This is a genomic window from Salegentibacter lacus, from assembly GCF_020164555.1.
Classification (GTDB): Bacteria; Bacteroidota; Bacteroidia; order Flavobacteriales; family Flavobacteriaceae; genus Salegentibacter; species Salegentibacter lacus.
On record NZ_JAIQZB010000103.1, the window covers coordinates 1 to 255 of the forward strand.

Here is a 255-nt window from a genome sequence, read left to right on the forward strand (position 1 = left end):
GTCAGCAATTATGGAAAAAATTAAGTGATCGTCCCAGTTCTTCCATACGGAAAATTGCTTCCAACAATGCGGAACAAAAAGCATTTTACCGCCTCTTGAACAATGAAAGGACAAGGGAAGAGCAGTTGGTGAAAGAGGCCTCTTCTCGAACAAAAAGCTTATCATTTGGAAGAGACTTACTTTGCATTCAGGATACTTGTGAGGTTAATCTTGGGAAGCATAAAGGCAGGTTAAAAGAAAACAGCGGCCTAGGTC

The 255-nt window shown here is 41.2% G+C and carries 1 protein-coding gene; it reads left to right on the plus strand.

Features of this window, described 5'->3' with window-relative positions:
- Nucleotides 1–255, plus strand: a 255-nt coding sequence (locus LB465_RS18585) for a hypothetical protein (protein ID WP_394370956.1), incomplete at both ends; no start/stop codon positions are given.